Below are 22,530 nucleotides of genomic sequence, written 5' to 3'. Positions count from 1 at the left end.
TAGGGCGTGCGACAGTGCGCCTGACGTGCGCCCGGCGGATGAGGGCTGGCGTGTTTCCGGCTGTCTCGACGTGTCCTGGTGGCCTACCGTGCACGGCACTGGGGCTTGTCCGGAATCGAAGGAACGCGGCAGGGTGACTATGGATCGCAACGCCGACGCACCGTGGTCGAAGTTCGATCCAGAGGTGTACGTCGACAACAACTACCGGACGCCGCTCGAAGTCGACCTGCTGATCGTCCGGTTGATGCGCGACTGGTTCGGCCGCTGCTTCACCGGAGCCGCCCCCGGCACCGCCCGGGGCATCGACGTCGGAGCCGGCGCCAATCTCTATCCCGCGCTCTCCATGCTCCCCTGGTGCGAGAAGGTGCTGCTGCTGGAGTACGCGCACCCGAACGTCGAGTACCTGGAGCGGCAGGTCTCCTCCGGCGGGTACGACACGGCCTGGGACGCGTTCTGGAACGAACTCCGCGACGCACCTGCCTACGCCGCCGTCGAGCCCAGGAGCCGGTTCGGCGAGATCGTCAGGGTGGAGCGCGGCAACCTGTTCGACCTGGAGAACGGAAGCCGCCGCTGGGACCTCGGGACGATGTTCTTCGTCGCCGACTCGATGTCCGAGTGCCCCGACGAGTTCCACCGGGGCGTGCGCTGCTTCATGAACGCGCTGAGCGAGGGCGCGCCGTTCGCCACCGCCTTCATGAAGGAATCGGTCGGCTACCGCGTCGGCGACCACGACTACCCGGCCTACCGGGTGAACGAGGACCAGGTCAGGGAGGGCCTGGAGCCGTTCACGGGAGAGCTGGAGATCCACGATCTGCACCACATGGTGCGGCCGGGACACGAGGGAATGATCCTCGCCCTGGGGCGGCGCAACGCGGTGGTTGCCGCCCCGTAGGAACGGGGACCATGCTGTAACACAGGGCAAGCGGATCTGTACGAGGGGTGCGGGGATGCAGATCAAGCCACGCCAGCATCTGCTGGACATCTGGCAGGCCATGGCCCGCCACTCGTTCGACGACGGGAAGCTCGTCCGGGGGGACACCGACGGGCTGAGCAGCGTCGCGGACGCCGAGCGCCTGCTGTGCCTGCTGTATCCGGCGACCGAGGTCCCGGCCTTCCGACTCGACCAGCCGGACACCACCGAACGTGACGTCCTGCGCGCCCTGGACCGGCTCGGCAGCCGCCTGGAGATCCCGCCCAACCTGATCACCGCTCTGACCCAGTTCATGCGCACCCACACCGGCACGGACGACAGCCCCACCTTCGCCGGCGGGCACTACTTCCGTCCCGCCGAACCCGACGGCCGGATCACGCACGAGCAGGGCCAGCTGGGCGTGGTCGACTCCTACTCCATGTCCGTCACGCTCTGCCTCGCCACCCTCGGCTTCCTCAAGGTCTACGAGACCACCACCACCCGCCCCGAGGTGCACCGGTCGATCGCCGAGCTGCGCGAGGCCACCAACGCCCGGCTGACCGCCGCCATGGTCAGCCTGCTGCGCTCCTTCACCGTCAACGTCTTCGACGCCGAGTCCGAACAGGGCAAGAGACTGATCCAGGTCGTCGGACAGGGCAGACAGTCCGACCGGGCCGTCCTCCAGCAGTTCTCCCGCCGGTTACGCCCCCTGCGCGCCACCATCATCGAGAGCCTCTCCCGCGGCATCGAGGTCGACGAGGGCATCCGCGACGAGAGCCAGCTCTTCGAGTGCGGCTGGGCCTGGGGCATCGTGCAGGACGCCCCCGAGATCACCGACCTGGACATCCCGGTCCGCGGCCAGCCCGCCGGGATCGCCGACCGCCTGCCCTACGTGTACTTCACTGTCGTCGCCCTCGACGGCATCCAGGACCTGTTCTCCGACCGCACCCTCACCCTCGGGCTGCTCGACGCCGACCAGCAGAAGCTCGCCGAGGCACTGCGCCTGCGCTGGGAACTCAGCCAGCAGTACTGGTCGGCGATCGCCCGCTTCGGCACCGAACGCTGGCCCCTGGAGGACCTGCCCTGGCAGACCACCGGCCTGCGCCTGGAGTCCGAGTACTTCTCCCTCACCGTCGCCGCCATCCTCGTCCACGACCTGGTCCGCCGGAAGGCCACCGACGACGACCTCACCCGCACCGTCGCCGTCATGGAACGCCTCGCCGACCGAGGCAGAGTCACCAGCCGGATGACCAGGAACGACCCCACCATCGCCCTGCACAATCCCGGCGTCACCATGCCGCTCGCCGGCAGTGAGCGCAGCGGCGGGCTGCTGCTGTGGCGGATGACCGACTTCTCCGCCCAGCTCCTCAAGCGGATCATCCAGCTCGCCGAACTCTCCCGGAACATCGGCGCGCAGGACCGGCTGCTGCGCCTCGCCGAGCAGGCCTTCGAGCACCTGTGGAACCGGCGGATCGACGACGAGGACGGCGCCGGCCTCTGGGACAACGTCCAGGCCGTCTACCCCGAGGCGCACCACGCCGAGCTGCGCATGTCGTGGAGCATCACCGAGCGCGTCACCGAATGCCTCGTCGCCGCCCGCAACCTCTACGAGCAGCAGCCCATCCGCAGCCCCGAACTGGCCGAGCTGGCCCGCGAACTGCTCAGCGAGGCCACCCACCTGTTCGGCAAGGAGCAGCTGGAGGCGTCCGTCGCCGCCGACGGCAGCAGAGCCCGGGCCATGCGCAGCATCGAGAACCGTCTCGACCACGCCCGCAGCCTGGTCGACGACCGGCCCGCCACCGCCTTCGCCCTGGCCCTGCCCGTCCTGCGGGAACTCGACACCCTGGCCCAGGCCAGGGGCGCCGCCGCACAGGAGGTGTGAGCGTGCTCGTCTTCGCCGCCTCCGACAAAGGAGGCACCGGGCGCTCGGTGACCAGCGCCAACCTGGCGTACCAGCGCGCCCTCGCCGGCGACCACGTGGCCTACGTGGACTTCGACTTCGGCTCGCCCACCGCCGCCGCCGTCTTCGACGTGCCCGGCGCGATGCGCGGCACCGAGGAACGCGGCCTGCACTCCTACCTGGAGGGCGAGGTCGCCGAGCCCGCCCGGATCGACGTCTGGCGGCAGACCGAACACCCCCTGCTGCGCGCCCGCCCCAACCAGTCCGGCCGCCTCGTCCTGTTCCCCGGCGACGCGGGCGGCGGCGAGTTCGCCATCGGCGAGGAATCCCTCCAGCGCTGCATCGACCTGCTGCTGCGGCTCAACGGAGAGTTCGACGTCACCGTCGTCGACCTCAGCGCCGGCCGCAGCTACGCCGTCGACATGGTCCTCGCGGCCACCGCCCACCCCCGGATGCGCAACGTCCCCTTCCGCTGGCTCGTCTTCCACCGATGGACCCGGCAGCACGTCATCGCCGCCTCCGGGCTCGTCCACGCCGCCCACGGCATCATCGGCGGCGGCGTCGAACGCGGCCACGACAAGGAGGCGCTGGAGGCCGCGATCCGCTTCGTGCGGGCCGCCGTACCCGACCCCGAGTCGCCGCTGTGGGCCCAGGGCTCACCCGCCCAGGCCGCCTGGATGCAGGCCTGCGACGAGGCGCTGCGCCGGCTCGCGGCCGAACACGCCATCGGCGACAGCGTGGTCCTCGGCATCGTGCCGCTGGAGCCCATACTCCAGTGGCGCGAGCAGCTGATCACCGAGGAGGACGTCCTCGCCACCCAGATCGCCAACAAGGAGACCCTGGAGGCGCTGGAGGAGATCGCCCGGCGCCTGACGGACGACGCGCACTGGGGGCGGCCGTGACGGACGCAGTCTTCCGCGAGACCGCCGCCGAGCCGCGCAACCGGTCGGTGCCGCTGGCCCACCTCTCCCTGGAGCTGGGGCACCTCTACATGGAGGACTTCGAGGCCGGGCCGCAGCGCCTGCGCAGCCACTTCGCCGAAGTACGCCCCTGGGCGGAGGCGGCCCGCGCCGCCGCCACCGCCCGCGTCGGCGGCAAACGCGCCCGGATCAGCACCTGCTTCCTCATCGACGACTACTTCACCCGCTTCTCCACCCCCGCCGAGGTCGTCCCCATGCTCCTCGCGGAGGCCGAGCGGGCCGGGCTGAGCGTCGACTACCTGGCCCGCGAGTCCGGCTGCGCCGTCACCGGCAAGGTGCCCGTCGCCGAGGCGGTGGCCGGGCGCATCGTCGAGTCACCGCCGCCCGGCAGCTACGGCCTGCGCCCGCCCGCCGCGCAGACCGGCTGGCTGGCCAACGGCGAGCGCAGCCCCGTCGCCCGCGCCCCGCAGGCCATGAAACCGGCCGTCGAGTGGCAGCCGCCCAAGGAGACCGCCGCCCGCCGCCACTCCGTCTTCCTCGACGTCGAACTGTGGAGCGACGACGCCGACGGGCACCGCACCTGGTCCTGCCCCTTCCTGGCCGCCGTCTGGCAGCTCGCCCGCCTCGGCCTGCTGCGCAACGAGGGCGAGGCCGTCCTCGTACCGCAACCGCACACCGCCGCCGGCTTCCCCGACGACTGGGACGAACTGCCCTCGCTGCTTCGGCTCAACGACCGCGCCGACCCGTTCGCCGCCTACCGGACCTGCTCGGTCCTGCCCACCCGCTTCCTCCCCGTCGAACACGCCGTCCGCGTGATCCTCGACCAGATCGAGGTCGACCCCGGCGCCCTGGAGCAGGTCGCCGAACGCTCCGGCCGCGAACGCACGTCCGTCCCCGACTCGGTCGCCGACCGCGTCTCCTACGTCTACTACGCGGGGCTCTGACATGGCGCCGCGCGAGAGCACACGCACACCGCGCGCCGTACTCGCCTGCGGTGAGATCCGCACCTGCCTGCTGCCCGCCGGGCAGGCCCTCGACATCCGGGCCGCCGCCCAACTCCTGGCCCTGCGCGCCGACGAACGGGTCCTGACATCCGAACGCCCCGGTCTCTACGCGCGTTCCCCCGACACCCTGACCGGCGTCGACTGCCCGCTGCCCAGCGCCAACGGCGCCCGCGTCCGCGCGGTCGGCACCGTCGCCGCACGGGCCGCGCTCACCGAGGGCCGCGTCCTTCAGACCTCCGCCCGCTTCCACCTGCCCGCCACCGGCCCCGACCAGCGCCGGCCGTGGGGCGAGTACCTCGTACGCCCCGGCGTGGTCGAGCCGCTCGGGAAGCTGCCGCACGAGGCGGTCGCCCAGGGCGTCCTCGGCGGCGGACGCACCGGCGACCTCGACGCCGGACTGATCGCCGAGGGCCTGCTCAACCGGCTCCTGCGCCACCCCCTGCTCGACCAGTGCCCGCCCTTCCGCTCCCGCCCCACCCGGCTGCGCTGGGCCGCGCTGCCCGCGGCGCCGGGCGAGGGACCCCGCCTCGAACGCTTCACCCTCGCCGAGGACGAACTGCGCACCGTCCGCCTCCGGGTGCCCGAGGACACCCCCGCCGCCGGTCTCGCCGCCCTCTGCGAGGACCTCGCCCTGCACGACTGGCTGCTCACCACCGTGGTCCGCATGCTCGACGGCGTCCGCCTGGGCACCGGAGCCGCCCGGGACACCGGCGCCGTCGTCCGGACCCTGCGCCCGGCCGTCGACCACCTGCTGCACCTGTGGATGCCCCGCGCCCGGGTGAGCCCGGAACTGGCCCCGCTGTGGGACCCGCTGGAGGAACGCCCCGGCTTCACCCGGCAGTGGCGGAACCTGGTGCAGCGCATCCGCGACCAGCTCACCCTGCACGCCATTCCCGCACCCCACCGGGAGGTGGAACCGGTCCCCTGACCGGGCGCCGACGCCTCCCACGCACATCCCCGCACCCCGATCGAACCCGATCCGACGCGTATCCCAACGGGGGGAGAAGCGAGATGAGCACGGCACAGTCACCCCGCCCCGACGACACGAACCACCCGCCCGGCCCGGCCGCCCTGAAGGGGGAGTCCCCCTGGGCGCGCATGCTGCTGATCGCCCTGGTCGTCGGCGCCCTCTTCTGGAGCGTCACGGCACTCCTGAGCCCCGACGACGGAACACTGCGGCAGTTCGCGGCCGCCGTGCTCTGCGCCGGCGCCGCGCTGCTCGTCCAGTACGTGATCGGCCTGACCCCCCGCCCGGGGCACGCCCGGCTGGAGGAGCACACCCGCCGGGTGGAGAGCGCGCTGGCCGAGAACACCGCCGCCGTCCGGGAGGGCCTGAACCGCTACGACGACGAGCTGAAGACCGGCCTGACCCGGCACACCGAGGACGTGAAACAGCTGGTCGAGACCCACGTCGCCCAGGTCGACCACGGCGCCGAGGCCCGGCCCCGGATGGACCCGGTCCGCATCGACAGCGTGCCCGACCTCGCCAAGGGCTTCGCCGACGTCCTGCTCCCGGAACCCTCGATCCTGCACACCTTCGTCCACCTGGAGATGGCGCGGGTCGTCGGCCACATGGCGGACCTCACCAACCTGACCGCCGAGTGCCCCGGCGAGAACCACGACTGGATGCTCACCCTCACCCGCGCCGCCGAGCACTCCATCTGCGCCACCAGCACCTCCGTCGACCGGGAGTTCTGGAACAGCGAGCCCGCCGGCCGCTATCTCGACGCCCAGCAGCAGGCGATCGACGAACAGGGCGTGACGGTGCGCCGGCTCTTCCTCCTGGAGAGCGCCCGCGAACTCGACGACCGGCTGCTGCGCCTGTGCGAGGAACAGGAACTGCGGCGGATCGACGTACGCGCGGCCGTCCTGCCCGAACTGCCCCCGCACCTCCAGCGCGGCACCACCAACGACTTCATCCTCTACGACGAGGGGGTGTCCTTCGAGATCGAGCAGGACCTGCGCGACGTCAACGTCCGCACCCGGCTCACCGCCCGCCAGGACTACGTCCGGGACCGGCTCAAACGCTTCCGGGAGCTGTGGGACGCGGGCATGGGCCTGCGCGAGCTGGAGGTGCGGGTCGACGCCGAGGAGGACGGCAACTGGATGGTCGACCGCGCCTGACCGCCCGCCCGTTACTCCCCGGGGAGTAACGGCGGCCGGACGCCACCCCGGGAAGTAGCCGCCGACTCGGTCTCGGGCCCGACGCCTCGCGGCCCCGCGGCCGGAAGTCTGGAGACACCGAACCAGACATCCGACCGAGGAGGCCCGTCACATGGGGGCAGCAAGGACACGCGGGGGCACGGACGGGAGGCGGCGCCGGGCCGTGCCCTGGCTGGTGCTCGGACTGTGGATCGCCGTGCTGGCGATCGCCTCGCCGTTCGCGTCGCAACTGTCGGACGTGCAGCGCGACCGCGCCGTCGACTACCTGCCGGCGAGCGCCGACTCGACCCAGGTGGCGAAGATCCAGGACCGGCTGCCGGGCGGCGAGGCCACCGAGATGGTCGTCGTCTACCACCGCGACGCCGGACTGACCGCCGCCGACAAGGCCACCGCCGCCGACCAGATCGCCGAGATCGCCTCCGCGCACCGGCTGACCGACCGCCCGGCCGGTATCCCGTCCGAGGACGGCACCACCCTCATGTACCCGGTCGCCTCCACCGAGCCCGGCCAGGACGAGGAGGCCCGCGACGCACTGGTCAACGCCGTACGGGACGTCGCCGAGGGCGGCGACGGGCTGAGCGTCGAGGTCGGCGGCGCGGGCGCCCTCACCACCGACGCGAGCGAGGTCTACAACTCCCTCGACGGCCCGCTGCTCTACACCACGGCCGCCGTCGTCGCCCTCCTGCTGATCCTCATCTACCGCAGCCCGTTCCTGTGGCTCGTCCCGCTCGCCGTCGCCGGGATCGCCGACTACCTCTCCATGGGCGTTGCCTACGGCCTCAACCAGTGGTTCGGCACCTCGGTCTCCGGCCAGAGCTCCGGCATCATGACGATCCTCGTCTTCGGCGTCGGCACCGACTACGCGCTGCTGCTCGTCTCCCGCTACCGCGAGGAACTGCGCCGCATCGAACGCCCCTACGACGCCATGGTCGCCGCCCTGCGCGGCTGCGGCCCCGCCGTGCTCGCCTCCTCCGGCACCGTCGCCGCCGGACTGCTGTGCCTGCTCGCCGCCGACCTCAACTCCAGCCGGGGCATGGGCCCGCTCGGCACCGTCGGCGTGCTGTGCGCGCTGGCCGCCATGCTGACCCTGCTGCCCGCGATCCTGGTCCTCCTCGGCCGCCGCGTCTTCTGGCCGCTCGTACCCCGCTACGGCAGCACGCCCAAGGCCCGCAGGTCGCTGTTCAACGCGATGGGCAGCTCCGCCGAACGCCGCCCCCTCGCCGTCCTCGTAGGCGGCGCCCTCCTGCTCGGCGCACTCGCCCTCGGCTCCCTCAACCTGCCCGGCACCCTCAAGCAGGAGGACTCCTTCACCTCCAAGCCCGAGGCCATCGCCGCCATGGAGACCCTCGCCGCCGCCTATCCGGAGCGCGGCACGCAGCCCATCACCGTCATCGCGCCCACCGACCGAGCCGAGGCCGTCCTCGCCGAGGCCCGCGACACCCGCGGCGTCGAGAGCGCCGTGACCGGCCGCAGCGGCGACGGGTGGACCGAACTGACCGTACTGGCCTCCGCCCCGCCCCAGTCGGCGGCCGAGACCGCCACCATCGAGGAGCTGCGCGACAAGCTCGACGGCTCCTACGTCGGCGGCCCCAGCGCCCAGCAGATCGACCTGGAGGACACCAACGCCCGGGACACCGTCATCGTCGTCCCGATCGTGCTGCTGTCGGTCCTGCTGATCCTCGTCGTCCTCCTCCGCTCGCTGGTCGCCCCGCTGATCCTGGTCGCCGCCGTCGTCGCCGTGTGGGGCGCGGCCCTCGGCATCGGCGGCCTGGTCTTCGGCCCGGTCTTCGGCTTCGAGGGCACCGACCCGGGACTGGGCCTGCTGTCCTTCGTCTTCCTGGTCGCCCTCGGCGTCGACTACGGCATCTTCCTGATGCACCGCATGCGCGAGGAGTCCCTGGACGGCGCGGAACCCACACAGGCCGCGCTCACCGCGCTGCGCACCACGGGCGGTGTCATCGCCTCCGCCGGGCTCGTCCTCGCGGCCACCTTCGCGGTGCTCACCAACATGCCGATGGTGCAACTCGTCGAACTGGGCTTCGTCATCGCCGTCGGCGTCCTCCTCGACACCTTCCTCGTCCGCACCTACCTCGTCACCAGCGCGAGCGTCGCCCTGCGCCGCCGGGTGTGGTGGCCGGGCCGGCTGTCCCGGGCCCCCGAGGAGCCGGTGCCGGCGGGGGAGCGGGAGACCGTCGGTGTCTGAGCCGTCCACCGACCGGAGTGCGCCCCTCCCCTCCCGGAGGGGCGCGTCCGTCGCGGAGGATGGGCGCGTGCAGGCAACCACTCCGACGACGTCGTCCTGGCCCTCCCGCCTCGGCGAGCGGATCATGGCCGCGATCAACCGCGACCCGCTCACCGCGCCGCACCGCGACCGCAACGACGCCGTGCTCGCCGCGGTCCTCCTCGTCGGCGCGGTCTGCCTGGCGCTGTTCACCGACGAGGGCCGTCGCCCGGACGCGCCGGGCTGGACGCTGCTGGTCGCCGCGCACGTCCCGATCGTGTGGCGGCGGCGCCGTCCGCTGCTGGTGCTCGCGGCGGTGTTCGCCCTCGTCGGGCCGTACCACGCCATGGACAACAACCACGCCGCGCCCGGCCCCGCCTCCTACGTCGCCCTCTACACGCTGGCCGTCACCGGCCGGCCCCTGCGCACGATCCTGACCGGCACCGCGGTCCTCACGGCGTCCGTCAGCATCATGCTCACCGTCGACACCCACCGGGCCGTCGAACTGATCCGCATCTCCGGCTGGGTGATCGCCATCCTCTTCGCCGGCGTCGACGTCCGCTACTACCGCCAGTACGTCGCCTCCATCGTCGAACGCGCCGAGCGTGCCGAACGCACCCGCGAGGAGGAGGCCCGGCGCCGCGTCGCCGAGGAACGCCTGCGGGTCGCCCGGGACCTGCACGACCTGCTCGCGCACAGCATCACCCTCATCGGCGTGCAGACCTCGGTCGCCGCCCACGTCCTGACCGCCGACCCCGACCGCCTGGACCGCGCCGCCGTCGCCAAGGCCCTCGACGACATCGCCGAGACCTGCCGGAGCGCGCGCGGTGAACTGCGCACCACGCTGGAGGTCCTGCGGGCGCAGGACACCCCCGACGCACGCGGCCCGTTGCCCGGCCTGCACGGCCTGCCCGACCTGGCACAGGCCGCGCGCCTGGCCGGAGCGAACGTGGAACTGTCCCTGCGCGCCGGCGACGTACCGCCCGCGGTCGGCGCCGCCGCGTACCGCATCGTGCAGGAGGCGCTGACCAACGCCGTACGGCACGCGGGCCCCGAACCGTCGGTCCACGTCGAGGTGCACGCCGAGCAGGGCGCCCTGCGCCTGTCCGTCACCGACGACGGCACCGGCCCCGATCCCGCCGGGACCCCCGGCTTCGGCCTGGTCGGCATGCGCGAGCGGGCCCGCAGCGTGGGTGGCACACTCGACGCCGGGCCGCGCGACGGGGGCGCCGGCTTCGAGGTGACGGCCGTACTGCCGACACCCGCGCCACCCCCGGCCCCCGCCGCGCCCCTGACGGCCGTGACCCCGGAGAGAGACGGATGACCATACGCGTGCTGCTCGCGGACGACCAGAACCTCGTACGGGCCGCGTTCGCCCTGCTCGTCGCCTCGGCCCCCGACATGGAGGTCGTGGGTGAGGCGGGCACCGGCCGCCAGGCCGTCGAACTGGCCCGCACCGAACGCGCCGACCTGGTCGTCATGGACATCCGCATGCCCGACCTGGACGGCATCGAGGCGACCCGGCTCATCGCGGCGGACGAGGACCTGGCGGGCGTGAAGGTGCTGGTCCTCACCACCTACGACACCGACGAGAACATCGTGGAGGCCCTTCGCGCGGGCGCCTCCGGTTTCCTGGTGAAGGACACCAGGCCCGCCGACCTCCTCGACGCCATCCGCACCGTGACGGCGGGCGACGCCCTCCTGTCACCCGGCCCCACGGCCCGCCTGATCGAGCGGTTCCTGCGCAGCCCGTCCACCCCGGTGGGAGGCGGAGGGGGCCCCGACTGCCTGTCGGACCGCGAGCGCCAGGTCCTCACCCTCGTCGCCCGCGGCCTCAACAACACGGAGATCGCCGACTCCCTGGGCCTCAGCCCCCTGACCGCGAAGACCCACGTCAGCCGCATCATGGGCAAACTGGGGACCCGGGACCGGGCACAACTGGTCATCGTGGCCTACGAGTCGGGCCTGGTGACACCCGGCACCGGTCAGCGGCAGTAGACGTCCGAGCCCGGCCGGACCCCGGTCGCCAGGAAGCGGGAGACCACGCGGTCGCCGCACGCGTTGCCGTTGGCGAGGTAGGCGTCGTGGCCGGTGGAGTCCACGGTGACCATGACCGCGCGGCGCCCGAGCGCCTCCCGCATCTTCAACGCGCCGGTGAGCGGGGTGGCGACGTCCCGCTCGTTCTGCACCAGCAGGACGTTGGACGGGCCGTGGTCGGTGATCCGAACCGGCGCCTCACGCGGCGGGTACGGCCAGGAGGCGCAGAGCATCGCGTTGCGGGGCATGCCGGCGGTGAGCGGGTGTTCGGCGCGGCTCTCGGCGACGCCCTTCTCGTACACCGCCTGGGACTCGGGCCACGCCACGTCGTTGCACAACGTCCCGGCGCCGACGCCCGCGACGTTCTGCAGCACGTCCTCGGGCGGCGCCTGGGGCGCGGGCGGCACGGTGCCCTGCCGGGCGGCCCGGATCAGCTCGGCGAGCGCCGGGTAACGGCTGGGCCGGTAGAGGCCGTCCAGCAGGGCCTGGCGCAGTACGTTGCCGTTCAGCTCCTCCGGGTTGGCGCCGGGCCACGGGATCGGCTCACGGTCGAGCCGCGCGGCGAGCCGCAGGAACATCGGCCGTACGTCGGCGGCCCGGCGCGCCAGGCGGTCCGGGTTGCCGGGCTTCGAGGCCCATGCGGCGAAGTGCGGGAAGGTGTCCTCGACGCCCTGCTCGTGCCCGGCGAGCCAGGCCCGGTTGACGCGGTCGGGGTCGGGGTTGTCGACGCTGTCCAGCACGATGCGGTCGGTGCGGTGGGGGAAGAGCTGCGAGTAGACCGCGCCGACGTACGTCCCGTACGAGACACCCCACGCGGAGATCTTCCGCTCGCCGAGCGCGGCCCGGACGCGGTCGATGTCGCGGGCCTCGTTGGCGGTGCTGAGGTGCTTGATCAGTTCACCACCGTTGCGTGCGCATGCGTCGGCCATGCGGCGGGCGGTGGCCATGTTCCCGTCCACCGAGCCGTCGGGAGCGGGCCAGGGGCGGAGCTTGGAAGTGGCGAGGTCGCCGTGCTCCAGCCCGCAGGAGACGGGGGTGGACGGTGCGAGCCCGCGCGGGGCGAACCCGATGAGGTCGTGGGTGTCGCGGACGCCCTGGGGCAGCTTCTGCCCCTTCCCCGACGGGTCGTTCAGGCTGGAGCCGCCCGGCCCGCCGGCGATGAGCAGCAGGCTTCCGCGCCGGGCGTCCGGATTCTCGGCGGGGATGCGCGAGACGGCGATGTCGATCAGTGGACTGCCGGGGTCGGAGTGGTCCATGGGGACCTGGAGGGTGGCGCACTGCTGACGGGGGTCGACGGTGGTGCCCTCGCAGGAACCCCAGGTGAGGGGCGAGGACGGGTTCGCGACGGCGGTGACGGGTGCGGTGATGCCCAGGAGGGCGGTGGACACGCCGACGATGGCGGCGTTACGGAGGATGCGCGTGCGCTGCGTCATGAGATGAGCCTCGCGGAGTGCGAGGGCCCGTCACATCCGGGCAACGACCCAAAGGCTACTGGGGTTTACCCCACCATCCCCCTGACGAACTCCATCCAGGCCACCGACCCCACGACGACCACCGGACCGGCGGCTACCTTGCTGTCCCGGACGGGTACCACGCCGGGGACCCCGTCGGCCACTTCGAGGCACTCCTCGCCGCCGTTGCCGCCGCTGTAGCTGCTCTTGCGCCAGCATGCGTTGGTCAGGTCGTACCCGCGCATCGTCTGTAGCCTTCCGCCGCTGCCTCGATCATGGCCAGGGACGCGTCCAGTGTCAGAGCTGCGGCCCTGAGAAGATCGTAATCCGCACGCACCTGCTTCACTACTGCCGGATCATCCAGCAGATTGCCCGACAGCACGGCCTCTGTATAGACGGTGGGTGGTGCATCGTCGAACTCCATCAGCCTCGTCAACTTACCCATCTGCGGGTGCGCCCCGGCGGAGAAGGGCACTACCAGGACCAGGGCCTTGCGGCCGCGCACGGTCTCCGCGATGTGCTCGAGCTGCTCAGCCATCACAGTGGGCGGCCCCACCTGGATCCGAAGTACGGCTTCGTGCAGCAGTACCCAATACACGGGACGTGTGGCGTCCTTGAGTAGCCGCGTCCGCTCCATGCGTAGGCCGACCATCTCCTCGACGTACCCGTCAGGCGAGAGCGGGTTGCTCGAAAAGTAGATCGCGCGAGCGTACTCCGGTGTCTGCAAGAGCCCAGGCACCACCGCAGGCGCCCACTCGCAAATGCCCGTCGCCAGCCGCTCCAACTCCGCAGCGTGCGCGAAGTACTCCGCGAACCGCTGCTCCTTGATGAGCTTACGCCAGAGTCGTTCGAAAAAGCCGTCGGTTTGTAGCGACTCGTCAATCCGTTGAGCCACATCCAGCTGCGGCTTGCGAATTGCCTGTTCGAACTGGCCGATGTATCCCCCGGACACGAAAACCCGGGCGCCAAGCTCCACTTGTGTGATTCCCGCGTCCTCGCGCCGGCGTTTCAGTTCCGTGCCGAAGAACTCCCACGCCGCCTGCCGTGAACCATTGGCCATAGCCAACCCCCTGGCGCTGACCCGCACTTGTAGTGCAGTAACTCCGACCGAGTGTAGTCACGACAGGGCATTCTGGGGACACGAAGAGTGAAACCGTAAAGGCAAGGGGAACACGGTGAAGGCACCACACTCGGCGCTCTGCGTCGAAGAAGCGGAGGACACGGTGAAAGAATTGCGCGAGGCGCTCGCGGAGGCCGAAATTACTCTTCCCTCCCTCGGGCTCGACCCGGTGAGTCTTGCGCGGGAGGCACCCTGTCCCCTCGTCGAATTGGGCCGGTGTTCCGTCGAGACCGCACGACGCCTCGCGGCGGTGCTGCGATGACCTACCCCCCGCCCGTCGGCACCTACGCCATCGACACCCGCACCGGGCGCGTCGGCCTCGTCATGGGGCACGAGGGCCCGTACGTCCAGATGCGTCCGTACGGCGGCGGCCGGGAGTGGGACGCCGAGCCGGGTGACGTACGCCACGCCACCCCGGCGGAGCGCCTCAGCGCGGCGACGGCCTACACCAATGCCAGAAGCCGGGGCGAGGTGCCCTGACGCATGCGCGAGAATGGACGGCATGAGTCTGTTCCGCGACGACGGCATCGTGCTGCGCACCCAGAAGCTGGGTGAGGCGGACCGGATCATCACGTTGCTCACACGCGGTCACGGACGCGTACGCGCCGTGGCGCGCGGGGTGCGGCGGACGAAGTCGAAGTTCGGGGCGCGGCTGGAGCCGTTCTCGCACGTCGACGTGCAGTTCTTCTCGAAGGGGAGCGAGCTGGTCGGGCGCGGGCTGCCGCTGTGCACGCAGAGCGAGACCATCGCGCCGTACGGCAGTGGCATCGTGACCGACTACGCCCGGTACACCGCCGGGACGGCCATGCTGGAGACGGCCGAGCGGTTCACCGACCACGAGGGCGAGCCGGCGGTGCAGCAGTACCTGCTGCTGGTCGGCGGGCTGCGGACCCTCGCCCGGGGCGAGCACGCGCCGAACCTCGTGCTGGACGCCTTCCTGCTGCGCTCCCTCGCCGTGAACGGGTACGCCCCGACCTTCGGGGACTGCGCGAAGTGCGGGATGCCCGGCCCGAACCGGTTCTTCTCGGTCGGATCGGGCGGTTCCGTATGCGCCGACTGCCGGGTGCCCGGCAGCGTCGTACCCTCGCCGCAGGCCCTGGAACTGCTCGGGGCGCTGCTCACGGGAGACTGGGGGACCGCGGACGCGTGCGAGCCGCGGTACGTCCGGGAGGGGAGCGGACTGGTCTCCGCCTACCTGCACTGGCACCTGGAGCGCGGCCTGCGCTCCCTGCGGTACGTAGAGAAAACCTGAAGCCGAAGTCACCTGAAGGAGACGAGAGACACATGGCGGTACGCGGATTCCTGGGGCGTCAGCGCCGGGAGTACAGGACGCCGGAGCCGCATCCGTCCGGCGCGCGGCCTCCGAAGCTCGGTGAGCTGGTTCCGGAGCATGTGGCGATCGTCATGGACGGCAACGGGCGCTGGGCCAAGGAACGCGGGCTGCCGCGCACCGAGGGGCACAAGGTCGGGGCCGAGCGGGTGCTCGACGTGCTCCAGGGCGGCATCGAGATGGGCGTCAAGAACATCTCCCTGTACGCCTTCTCCACCGAGAACTGGAAGCGGTCGCCGGACGAGGTGCGCTTCCTCATGAACTTCAACCGGGACTTCATCCGCAAGACCCGCGACGAGCTCGACGAGCTGGGGATCCGCGTGCGCTGGGTCGGGCGGATGCCGAAGCTGTGGAAGTCGGTCGCCAAGGAGCTCCAGGTCGCCCAGGAGCAGACCAAGGACAACGACCTGCTCACGCTGTACTTCTGCATGAACTACGGCGGGCGGGCGGAGATCGCCGACGCGGCGCAGGCCCTCGCCGAGGACGTGCGGGCCGGGCGGCTCGACCCGTCGAAGGTGAACGAGAAGACGCTCGCCAAGTACCTGTACTACCCGGACATGCCGGACGTGGACCTGTTCCTGCGGCCGAGCGGGGAGCAGCGCACGTCGAACTACCTGCTGTGGCAGAGCGCGTACGCCGAGATGGTCTTCCAGGACGTGCTGTGGCCGGACTTCGACCGGCGCGACCTGTGGCGGGCCTGCCTGGAGTTCGCCTCCCGGGACCGCCGCTTCGGCGGCGCCATCCCCAACGAGGAACTTCTGGCCATGGAGGGCACCAACAGCCCGTCCGGAGACTGAGGACGAGGCCGTTCAGGCCGAAGGGGGGTAGGGCCGGGGCGCAGTCCCGGCCCTACCCGCTCAACCGCCGGAGGCCTCCGCGCAGTCCGCGCACGTGCCGAAGATCTCCACGGTGTGCGCCACGTTGACGTAGCCGTGCTCGGCGGCGATGGCCTCCGCCCACTTCTCCACGGCCGGTCCCTCGACCTCCACCGCCTTGCCGCAGGTGCGGCAGACCAGGTGGTGGTGATGGTCGTCGGTGGAGCAGCGGCGGTAGACGGACTCGCCGTCGGCGGTGCGCAGGACGTCGACCTCACCGGCGTCGGCGAGGGACTGCAGGGTGCGGTAGACGGTGGTGAGACCGACCGAGTCGCCCTTGTGCTTGAGCATGTCGTGAAGCTCCTGCGCGCTGCGGAACTCCTCGACCTCCTGGAGGGCCGCCGACACGGCGGCCCGCTGCCGGGTGGCGCGGCCCTTCACGGGCGGTCCAGCGGTCGTCACCGGATTCCTCCTCACGTCTGCGGCTTGCCGGGCCATTGTGCCAGCCCGGCCCGCCGGCGGTCAGACGCCGACCTCGTCGGTGGTCCCCCGGGTGGCCGGAATCTTGCATTCTGCGGGATCGGCGGCGGGCTGCGCCGCCCTGAGCGCCCGCGCGCGCCGCCGGGCCAGCGGTGCGGCCAGCGCGGTCATCAGGACGAACGCGCCGATGGTGAGCAGCACGATCGTCGCGCCGGGCGGCACGTCCTGGTAGTACGACGTGACCGTGCCGCTGATGGTCACCGTGACGCCGATCGCGACGGCCACGGCGAAGGTGGCGGCGAAGGAACGGGTCAGCTGCTGCGCGGCGGCCACCGGGACCACCATCAGCGCCGACACCAGCAGCAGCCCGACGACGCGCATCGCGACCGTCACCGTCACGGCCGCCGTGACGGCCGTCAGCAGGTTCAGCGCGCGCACCGGCAGGCCGGTGACCCGGGCGAACTCCTCGTCCTGGCTGACGGCGAACAGCTGGCGGCGCAGGCCGAGGGTGACGAGGACCACGAAGGCCGCCAGGAGGCAGATCGCGGTGACGTCGGACTCGCTGACCGTCGACAGGGAGCCGAAGAGGTACGAGGTGAGGTTGGCGTTGGAGCCCGTCGGCGCGAGGTTGATGAACATCACGCCGCCGGCCATGCCGCCGTAGAAGAGCATGGCGAGGGCGATGTCGCCGCGGGTCTTGCCGTACCAGCGGATCAGCTCCATGAGGACGGCGCCGAGGACGGAGACCAGGGTCGCCATCCACACCGGGGACCAGGTGAGCAGGAAGCCGAGGCCGACGCCGGTCATCGCCACGTGGCCGATGCCGTCGCCCATGAGGGCCTGGCGGCGCTGGACCAGGTAGATGCCGACGGCGGGGGCGGTGATGCCGACCAGGACGGCCGCCAGCAGCGCCCGCTGCATGAAGGCGTAGTTCAGGATTTCCATCAGCTCAGCAGTCCCGTGCGGATCGGTTCGGCGCCCGCCGGTGCGTGCGGGTGTACGTGGTCGTGGCCGGGCAGCGCGTGCTGGCCGACCGCCTTGGGGGGCGGGCCGTCGTGCAGGACGCAGCCGTCGCGGAGCACCACGGCCCGGTCGATCAGGGGCTCCAGGGGGCCCAGCTCGTGCAGGACGAGGAGGACGGTGGTGCCGGCCGCGACCTGCTCGCGCAGGGTGTCGGCCAGGACCTCCTGGCTGGCCAGGTCGACGCCGGCCATGGGCTCGTCCATGATCAGCAGCTCGGGTTCGGCGGCGAGCGAGCGGGCGATCAGCACCCGCTGGTGCTGGCCGCCGGAGAGGGCGTTGACGGAGTCCTTGGCGCGGTCCGTCATCCCGACCAGGTCGAGGGCGCGGCGGACCGCCTCGCGGTCGGCCTTGCGCAGCACGCCGAAGCGGGCGCGGGAGAGGCGGCCGGAGGAGACGACCTCGGTCACCGTGGCGGGGACGCCGCCCGCGGCCGTGGTGCGCTGCGGGACGTAGCCCACGCGCGCCCAGTCGCGGAAGCGGCGCCGCGGGGTGCCGAACAGCTCGATCTCCCCGGCCGTGACGGGCACCTGGCCGATGACCGTGCGCACGGCCGTGGACTTGCCGGAGCCGTTGGCGCCGAGCAGCGCCACGACCTCGCCGCGGCCCACGGTGAGGTCGATGCCGCGCAGGACGGGGCGTGAGCCCAGCTCGGCGCGGACGCCGCGCAGGGAGATGACAGGCTCGTCGCTCACGATGCCCTCCGTAACGATCGGTGCGCTCACTTGGCGCCGAGGGCGGCCTCGAGCGCCTTGAGGTTGGACTCCATGACCGCGATGTAGTCGTCGCCCTTCGACTTGTCGGTGATGCCCTCCAGCGGGTCGAGGACGTCGGTCTTCAGGCCCGCGTCCTTGGCGAGGGTCTTCGCGGTCTTGTCGGACACCAGTGTCTCGTAGAAGACGGTGGTGACGCCGTCGGCCTTGGCCTCGTCCTGGAGTTCCTTGATCCGGGCGGGGCTGGGCTCGCTCTCCGGGTCGAGGCCGTTGATGGCCTCCTGGGTCAGTCCGTAGCGCTCGGCGAGGTAGCCGAAGGCGGCGTGGTTGGTGAAGAAGACCTTGGTGTCCGTGTTCGCCAGGCCGTCCTTGTACGCCGTGTCCAGGTCGGCCAGCTTCTTCGTCAGCGCGTCGGCGTTCTTGCGGTAGTCGGCGGCGTTGTCCGGGTCGGCCTTCTCGAAGGCCGTGGCGACGCCCTCGGCGATCTCGGCGTACTTCACCGGGTCCAGCCAGACGTGCGGGTCGAGGGCGTGCTCCTCCTCTTCGGAGTGCGCTTCCTCGGAGTGCTCCTCGGCCGCGTGCTCCTCGCCCCCGTGGTCGTGACCGTGGTCGTGCTCGACGCTCCCGTGGTCCTCGAGCTTCGTCAGCGTGGCCGCGTCGATCTTGGTCTTCACGTCGGCCTGGCCGACGGCCTCGTCCACGGCGGGCTGGAGGGTCTTCAGGTAGAGCACCGCGTCCGCCTCGCCCATCTGGGCGGTCTGCTTGGCGCTGAGCTCCAGGTCGTGCGGCTCCTGGCCGGGCTCGGTGAGGGTGGTGACGTTCACGTGGTCACCGCCGATCTGCTCGGCGAGGTACTGCATCGGGTAGAACGACGCGACGACGTCGAACTTGTCCGTGTTGCCCGCCGCCGAGCTGTCGCTGGAGCAGGCCGAGAGGGTCCCGAGGCCGACTGCGGCGGCCGCGGTGACTGCTATGCCGGATATGTGGCGTCGTCGTACGTTCATGGCATTCATTTTCAACAAATATGGAAACCGTTGTCAACTAAGTGGGATGCGGTGCGGGGGAGGCCCCGATTTGGTCGAGGGGCGGGCCGCGCCGGTAACCTGAAGCATTCTCTGGAAGCATCTCGCTTCGTCGCCCGTCGTCGTAATGAAGAGAGCACCGTGGCCGCCGACAAGATCGACACCATCGTCAGCCTGAGCAAGCGCCGTGGCTTCGTATTCCCGTGCAGTGAGATCTACGGCGGTCAGAAGGCCGCCTGGGACTACGGACCGCTGGGTGTCGAGCTCAAGGAGAACCTCAAGCGCCAGTGGTGGCGCTACATGGTGACGTCGCGCGAGGACGTCGTCGGTCTCGACTCGTCCGTGATCCTCGCCCCCGAGGTGTGGGTGGCCTCCGGTCACGTCGCCACCTTCACGGACCCGCTGACCGAGTGCACCTCCTGCCACAAGCGGTTCCGCGCGGACCACCTGGAGGAGGCCTACGAGGAGAAGAAGGGCAAGGCCCCCGAGAACGGCCTCGCCGACCTCAACTGCCCCAACTGCGGCAACAAGGGCACGTTCACCGAGCCCAAGCAGTTCTCCGGCCTGCTCTCCACCCACCTCGGCCCGACCCAGGACAGCGGCTCCGTCGCCTACCTGCGGCCCGAGACCGCACAGGGCATCTTCACCAACTTCGCCCAGGTGCAGACCACCTCGCGCCGCAAGCCGCCGTTCGGCATCGCCCAGATGGGCAAGTCCTTCCGCAACGAGATCACGCCCGGCAACTTCATCTTCCGCACCCGCGAGTTCGAGCAGATGGAGATGGAGTTCTTCGTCAAGCCGGGCGAGGACGAGAAGTGGCAGGAGTACTGGATGGAGCAGCGCTGGAACTGGTACACCGGCCTCGGCATGCGCGAGGAGAACATGCGGTGGTACGAGCACCCGGCTGAGAAGCTCTCCCACTACTCCAAGCGCACCGCCGACATCGAGTACCGCTTCCAGTTCGGCGGCAGCGAGTGGGGCGAGCTGGAGGGTGTCGCCAACCGGACCGACTACGACCTCTCCTCGCACGCCAAGGCCTCCGGCCAGGACCTCGCCTACTACGACCAGGAGGCCGGCGAGCGCTGGACGCCGTACGTCATCGAGCCGGCGGCCGGTGTCGGCCGGGCGATGCTCGCCTTCCTCCTCGACGCCTACGTCGAGGACGAGGCGCCCAACGCCAAGGGCAAGATGGAGAAGCGCACCGTGCTGCGCCTCGACGCGCGTCTGGCCCCGGTGAAGGTCGCCGTGCTGCCGCTGTCCCGCAACCCGGAGCTGTCCCCGAAGGCGAAGGGGCTCGCGCAGGCGCTGCGGCAGCACTGGAACATCGAGTTCGACGACGCCGGTGCGATCGGGCGCCGGTACCGGCGCCAGGACGAGATCGGTACGCCGTTCTGCGTGACGGTGGACTTCGACACGCTCGACGACAACGCGGTGACCGTGCGGGAGCGGGACACGATGAAGCAGGAGCGCGTGTCGCTGGACCAGATCGAGGGGTACCTCGCTTCGAGGCTCGTCGGCTGCTGAACGTCCGGTTCGGTTGATGTACCAGGGGGCTTCGCCCCCTGGGCCCCGGAGCCCGTGCCCACCCACCACCCGACTCGGTCGGCAGAGGGATGAGCGCCCCAGGTCCGTGATTGGCCCCCGAAAGAGGATCCCGAGTGGTCCTCTTCCGGGGGCCGTCGTGTTGCCAGGGTGGTGGCCATGAGCCTCGCCTTCCTGCTGACCACCCTCGTGGTCGTCGCCACCCCCGGCACCGGGGTCGTCTACACCCTCGCCGCCGCCCTCTCGCGCGGACGACGGGCGAGCGTCGTCGCCGCCCTCGGCTGCGCGCTCGGGATCGTGCCGCACCTGCTCGCCACCGTCACGGGCGTCGCGGCGGTGCTGCACGCCAGCGCCACCGCCTTCCAGGTGCTCAAGTACGCCGGTGTGGCCTACCTGCTGTACATGGCGTGGGCCACCCTCCGGGACAAGGAGGCGCTCGTGGTGGCGGGGGAGGACGCGGCGGCCGGGCCCGTCCCGGCGGGGCGGGTGATCCTTCGCGGGGTGCTGATCAACATCCTCAACCCGAAGCTGACCCTGTTCTTCTTCGCCTTCCTGCCGCAGTTCGTGGACCCGGCCGAGGCCGGTGCCCTGCCGCGGATGCTGCTGCTCGGCGGCGTGTTCATGCTGGTGACCTTCGTCGTGTTCGCCGGGTATGGGGTGCTTGCCGCGTCCGTGCGCAGCCACGTCATCTCCCGGCCGAGGGTGATGGCGTGGCTGCGGCGGAGCTTCGCGGGGTCGTTCGTGGCACTGGGGGCGAAGCTGGCGTTCACGGCGCGGTGAGCGCGGAGGCGAGCCGGCCGCCCTGCGTCAGCGCACGATGCAGAAGGGGTGCCCGGCCGGATCGGTGAGGACCCGCGCCTGGTCCCCGTTCGCGACCGGTTGCAACCACGGAGGCAGGACATCTCCGCGTCTTCCGGTGGGATTTCGTCCACGAACCGTATGTCCCGGACGTGGCTGCCGAGCCCCCGTCGAGCACGGACCACTTCACCGGGATGAGCGCCCGAAGTGCGGGAACCCGGAGAAATGCGGAAGGTGAGGTTCCCAGGGTTTCCAAGCACGCACAGGGCGAGGACGAACAGTCATGGCTGAGCAGAAGTCGGCGCAGACGCTCCCGCGGCCGTTGCACGCGGCTGCCTCCGCGCTGCGCAAGGTGCCGGGCGCCGGGACGGTCGGGAGGGCCGCCGAGGGCGCCCTGGACAGGATCGGAGCGGTGTCGCCCCGCGGGCGGCGCGCCGTGGTGTACACGGGGGCCGGGGTGCTGGGCATCGCCGGACTGGTGGAGTGGCCGGTCGCGCTGACCGCGGGAGCGGTGGCGTGGTTGACCCGGCCGAGGCCGCAGGAGTCGCCGGGGGCGGAGGCCGCCCGGGTGATCCAGGACGGGGCGGGAGGCTCCGGCGGGGGCGGGGACAAGGGCGAAGGCAAGGGGGAGGGCGGAGCGGCCGGGGCGGAGAAGACCCCCGCGCGGCGGAGTACCGCCAAGAAGACCTCCGGCGCGCAGACCGCTGCCCGCAAGAGCCCGGCCGCGAAGTCGGGCGCGGCCAGGAGGGGTGCCGCGAAGACGAGCGCGGCGAAGGCCGGTACCGCCAAGAAGAGCGCGGCGAAGAAGAGCGCGGCGAGGACGAGCGCGGCGAAGACGAGTACGGCGAAGACGAGCGCGGCGAAGAAGAGCACCACCGCCGAGAAGACCGCCGCCAGGAAGAGCACGGCTGCCAAGAGCACCGCCGCCAGGCGGCCCGCCAAGAAGAGCGCCTCCGCCACCAGCCCCGCCAAGAAGGCCGCCAAGAAGACGACGGCCGGGGCCTCCAAGGCCAAGGCGTCCGCCGGTACCGCGGGCGGCCGGAGCCGGAAGACAACCACGTCCACGCGGAAGGCGGGCTGAGAG

The 22,530-nt window shown here is 71.5% G+C and carries 23 protein-coding genes; 16 read left to right on the top strand and 7 right to left on the bottom strand.

The annotated features are described in order from the left end of the window. The first annotated feature begins 139 nt into the window (after positions 1 to 139). The 9 genes from ACLIN4_RS11525 to ACLIN4_RS11485 all read left to right on the top strand — a co-directional run bounded on the left by ACLIN4_RS11525 (position 140) and on the right by ACLIN4_RS11485 (position 11,116). Positions 140 to 892: an SCO2525 family SAM-dependent methyltransferase gene (locus ACLIN4_RS11525; protein ID WP_411576751.1), complete on the top strand. Its 753-nt coding sequence runs from the start codon at positions 140 to 142 to the stop codon at positions 890 to 892. 55 nt (positions 893 to 947) lie between these two features. Further along, a complete protein-coding gene (locus ACLIN4_RS11520; protein WP_107477210.1) occupies positions 948 to 2,792 on the top strand; it encodes an SCO2524 family protein in 1,845 nt (614 codons plus the stop codon). A gap of 2 nt (positions 2,793 to 2,794) precedes the next feature. Next, complete coding sequence (locus tag ACLIN4_RS11515) at positions 2,795 to 3,712, top strand: SCO2523 family variant P-loop protein (protein WP_100049153.1); 918 nt, start codon at positions 2,795 to 2,797, stop codon at positions 3,710 to 3,712. Then, on the top strand, positions 3,709 to 4,674 hold the full coding sequence (locus ACLIN4_RS11510; RefSeq protein ID WP_107477209.1) for an SCO2522 family protein: 966 nt from the start codon (positions 3,709 to 3,711) through the stop codon (positions 4,672 to 4,674). Before ACLIN4_RS11515 ends, ACLIN4_RS11510 begins: the two co-directional genes overlap by 4 nt. A 1-nt stretch (position 4,675) precedes the next feature. Then, on the top strand, positions 4,676 to 5,662 hold the full coding sequence (locus ACLIN4_RS11505) for an SCO2521 family protein (RefSeq protein WP_107477208.1): 987 nt from the start codon (positions 4,676 to 4,678) through the stop codon (positions 5,660 to 5,662). An 83-nt stretch (positions 5,663 to 5,745) separates the two neighbouring features. After that, positions 5,746 to 6,858 (top strand): hypothetical protein, encoded by a 1,113-nt coding sequence (locus ACLIN4_RS11500; protein WP_107477207.1) that lies wholly within the window; start codon positions 5,746 to 5,748, stop codon positions 6,856 to 6,858. 151 nt (positions 6,859 to 7,009) lie between these two features. Further along, entirely contained in the window at positions 7,010 to 9,100 is a 2,091-nt protein-coding gene (locus ACLIN4_RS11495) for an MMPL family transporter (RefSeq protein WP_411575742.1), read from the top strand. A gap of 67 nt (positions 9,101 to 9,167) precedes the next feature. Beyond that, the gene (locus ACLIN4_RS11490) at positions 9,168 to 10,442 is read left to right on the top strand and encodes a sensor histidine kinase (protein WP_179342370.1); all 1,275 of its coding nucleotides are present in this window, start codon (positions 9,168 to 9,170) and stop codon (positions 10,440 to 10,442) included. Next, a complete protein-coding gene (locus ACLIN4_RS11485; protein WP_269957590.1) occupies positions 10,439 to 11,116 on the top strand; it encodes a response regulator transcription factor in 678 nt (225 codons plus the stop codon). The genes ACLIN4_RS11490 and ACLIN4_RS11485 overlap by 4 nt, the downstream gene beginning before the upstream one ends. Here ACLIN4_RS11485 and ACLIN4_RS11480 read toward each other — a convergent pair. The 3 genes from ACLIN4_RS11480 to ACLIN4_RS11470 all read right to left on the bottom strand — a co-directional run bounded on the left by ACLIN4_RS11480 (position 11,104) and on the right by ACLIN4_RS11470 (position 13,666). Further along, positions 11,104 to 12,588 carry an alpha/beta hydrolase gene (locus ACLIN4_RS11480; RefSeq protein ID WP_307652852.1) on the bottom strand — a complete coding sequence of 495 codons (1,485 nt, stop codon included), beginning with the start codon at positions 12,586 to 12,588 and terminating at the stop codon, positions 11,104 to 11,106. The two genes, ACLIN4_RS11485 and ACLIN4_RS11480, sit on opposite strands and share 13 nt — an antisense overlap. A 65-nt stretch (positions 12,589 to 12,653) precedes the next feature. Continuing rightward, positions 12,654 to 12,851: a DUF397 domain-containing protein gene (locus ACLIN4_RS11475; protein ID WP_100049159.1), complete on the bottom strand. Its 198-nt coding sequence runs from the start codon at positions 12,849 to 12,851 to the stop codon at positions 12,654 to 12,656. Next, a complete protein-coding gene (locus ACLIN4_RS11470) occupies positions 12,833 to 13,666 on the bottom strand; it encodes a helix-turn-helix domain-containing protein (protein ID WP_289903314.1) in 834 nt (277 codons plus the stop codon). Before ACLIN4_RS11470 ends, ACLIN4_RS11475 begins: the two co-directional genes overlap by 19 nt. Positions 13,667 to 13,781: 115 nt before the next feature. On the opposite strand from ACLIN4_RS11470, the gene ACLIN4_RS11465 reads away from it, so the two are divergent. From ACLIN4_RS11465 to ACLIN4_RS11450, 4 genes are read left to right on the top strand one after another with little or no spacing between them, the layout of a single operon-like run. Continuing rightward, positions 13,782 to 13,988: a hypothetical protein gene (locus ACLIN4_RS11465; protein ID WP_411575741.1), complete on the top strand. Its 207-nt coding sequence runs from the start codon at positions 13,782 to 13,784 to the stop codon at positions 13,986 to 13,988. Then, the gene (locus ACLIN4_RS11460) at positions 13,985 to 14,206 is read left to right on the top strand and encodes a hypothetical protein (protein WP_100046995.1); all 222 of its coding nucleotides are present in this window, start codon (positions 13,985 to 13,987) and stop codon (positions 14,204 to 14,206) included. Before ACLIN4_RS11465 ends, ACLIN4_RS11460 begins: the two co-directional genes overlap by 4 nt. A 22-nt stretch (positions 14,207 to 14,228) precedes the next feature. After that, positions 14,229 to 14,978: a DNA repair protein RecO gene (gene recO / locus ACLIN4_RS11455; RefSeq protein ID WP_100046996.1), complete on the top strand. Its 750-nt coding sequence runs from the start codon at positions 14,229 to 14,231 to the stop codon at positions 14,976 to 14,978. Positions 14,979 to 15,010: 32 nt separating this feature from the next. Beyond that, positions 15,011 to 15,853 carry an isoprenyl transferase gene (locus ACLIN4_RS11450; RefSeq protein WP_307652854.1) on the top strand — a complete coding sequence of 281 codons (843 nt, stop codon included), beginning with the start codon at positions 15,011 to 15,013 and terminating at the stop codon, positions 15,851 to 15,853. A gap of 60 nt (positions 15,854 to 15,913) precedes the next feature. On the opposite strand, the gene ACLIN4_RS11445 is transcribed toward ACLIN4_RS11450, so the two are convergent. The 4 genes from ACLIN4_RS11445 to ACLIN4_RS11430 are packed head-to-tail and all read right to left on the bottom strand — an operon-like array spanning position 15,914 to position 19,088. Then, complete coding sequence (locus ACLIN4_RS11445) at positions 15,914 to 16,333, bottom strand: Fur family transcriptional regulator (RefSeq protein ID WP_100046993.1); 420 nt, start codon at positions 16,331 to 16,333, stop codon at positions 15,914 to 15,916. 60 nt (positions 16,334 to 16,393) lie between these two features. After that, positions 16,394 to 17,296: a metal ABC transporter permease gene (locus ACLIN4_RS11440; RefSeq protein ID WP_100046992.1), complete on the bottom strand. Its 903-nt coding sequence runs from the start codon at positions 17,294 to 17,296 to the stop codon at positions 16,394 to 16,396. Continuing rightward, on the bottom strand, positions 17,296 to 18,066 hold the full coding sequence (locus ACLIN4_RS11435) for a metal ABC transporter ATP-binding protein (protein WP_100046991.1): 771 nt from the start codon (positions 18,064 to 18,066) through the stop codon (positions 17,296 to 17,298). Before ACLIN4_RS11435 ends, ACLIN4_RS11440 begins: the two co-directional genes overlap by 1 nt. Before the next feature lie 26 nt (positions 18,067 to 18,092). Beyond that, complete coding sequence (locus ACLIN4_RS11430) at positions 18,093 to 19,088, bottom strand: zinc ABC transporter substrate-binding protein (RefSeq protein WP_100046990.1); 996 nt, start codon at positions 19,086 to 19,088, stop codon at positions 18,093 to 18,095. Positions 19,089 to 19,247: 159 nt separating this feature from the next. Here ACLIN4_RS11430 and ACLIN4_RS11425 point away from each other — a divergent pair, with 159 nt between their 5' ends. The 3 genes from ACLIN4_RS11425 (at position 19,248) to ACLIN4_RS11415 (ending at position 22,527) form a co-directional block, all read left to right on the top strand. Then, complete coding sequence (locus tag ACLIN4_RS11425; protein WP_388163174.1) at positions 19,248 to 20,630, top strand: glycine--tRNA ligase; 1,383 nt, start codon at positions 19,248 to 19,250, stop codon at positions 20,628 to 20,630. Between the two features lie 177 nt (positions 20,631 to 20,807). After that, complete coding sequence (locus ACLIN4_RS11420) at positions 20,808 to 21,428, top strand: LysE family translocator (RefSeq protein WP_107477222.1); 621 nt, start codon at positions 20,808 to 20,810, stop codon at positions 21,426 to 21,428. Between the two features lie 301 nt (positions 21,429 to 21,729). Further along, positions 21,730 to 22,527, top strand: coding sequence for a hypothetical protein (locus ACLIN4_RS11415; protein WP_290014860.1), 798 nt, complete (start codon positions 21,730 to 21,732; stop codon positions 22,525 to 22,527). Positions 22,528 to 22,530 lie beyond the last annotated feature (3 nt).

Source organism: Streptomyces mutabilis (assembly GCF_046628145.1).
GTDB lineage: Bacteria > Actinomycetota > Actinomycetes > Streptomycetales > Streptomycetaceae > Streptomyces > Streptomyces mutabilis.
Note: the sequence above shows the minus strand (reverse complement) of the source record. Positions and strands in the feature narration are given on the sequence as shown.